The sequence below is a fragment of the Bacillus sp. JJ783 genome, from assembly GCF_036963225.1.
Taxonomy (GTDB): domain Bacteria; phylum Bacillota; class Bacilli; order Bacillales; family Bacillaceae_G; genus Bacillus_A; species Bacillus_A cereus_U.
This window is the reverse complement of record NZ_JBALMG010000175.1, coordinates 1-1,239: the sequence shown is the minus strand read 5'-3', so window position 1 is coordinate 1,239 and position 1,239 is coordinate 1. Positions and strand designations below refer to the sequence as shown.

Below are 1,239 nucleotides of genomic sequence, written 5' to 3'. Positions count from 1 at the left end.
TGATATTATCCCCTTTAAGTAGACAGTGTAAAAAGACCATGTACATACATGGATGTTACACTATTACTTGGAGGGGATTTTTCATGACTAAAAAAGGTTCAACATTTATTACATATTCAGAAGAATTAAAGTTAGCGGCTGTTCAAAGTTATTTAAACGGAGAAGGAAGTTACAATATGATAAAGGAAAAATATCAGATTAGAAGCTCTACACAACTAAAAAATTGGGTGAAAAAATATAAAGAATTTGGTGAAATTACAGATACTCGTGGAAAAAATGGTGGAATGAAAGGTATATCAAATCCTCTAAAAGGCAAACGCGTTCATTTTAAGACGATTGAAGAGGAACGTGACTACTATAAGGCACAGGTTGAATATTTAAAAAAGCAGTATCCGAATCTGTAAATGGAGGTGCACTAAAATATACGGTGAGATATCATATCATTGAATCATTAAAGGGGAAATATCCAGTTATATGGCTTACGAAATTTGCGGGTGTACATCGTTCAAGTTACTATAAGTGGATTCATACAAAAAGTATGAAAAACATGCGACTAGAATCCGAGAAACGATTAAAAAAAGTAATACAATCTATTCACGTAAGGCACAAGGAATATGGTTATCCACGTATGAAAATCGCTTTACAGGAAGAGGGATATTTTATAAATCACAAAAAAGTATATCGCTTAATGAGCGAGCTCAACATTCAATCTATTATTCGAAAGAAGCGTCGCTTCTTTAAAGGGAACTATTCCAATGTTTTTCCGAATGTTTTAAACCGTGAATTCAAAGATCGCCAACAAAATGAAGCGCTTGTTACAGATATTACTTACCTACGATTCCAAGAGGGATTTCGGTATCTTTCTGTTGTACAAGATATTTATAATAACGAAGTTGTTTCTTGGAAAATATCCAAGCGCAACGATAATGAACTTGTATTAGATACAATTGAAATGTTGGCACAAAAAAGAGATGTGCGTGGAACCATTCTCCATTCAGATCAGGGATTCCAGTACACATCTCACGCCTACAACAAACGACTTTTAGGTTTAGGTATCATTGGCAGCCACTCTCGCAAAGGAAACTGCCATGATAATGCCTGTATTGAGTCATTTTTCTCCCATTTTAAATCGGAAATGTTGTATTTGAATCATTTTAAAACAGAAGCAGATTTAATACAAGCAATTGAAGAGTATATTTATTTTTATAACTATAAACGGTTCCAAAAACGACTCAACCA

The 1,239-nt window shown here is 33.7% G+C and carries 2 protein-coding genes; both read left to right on the top strand.

From position 1 onward, the window contains the following. Positions 1-83 precede the first annotated feature (83 nt). Complete coding sequence (locus V7038_RS26875; protein WP_002114332.1) at positions 84-404, top strand: helix-turn-helix domain-containing protein; 321 nt, start codon at positions 84-86, stop codon at positions 402-404. Between the two features lie 23 nt (positions 405-427). Next, on the top strand, positions 428-1,239 hold an 812-nt coding region (locus tag V7038_RS26870; protein ID WP_199662108.1), incomplete at its 3' end, for an IS3 family transposase.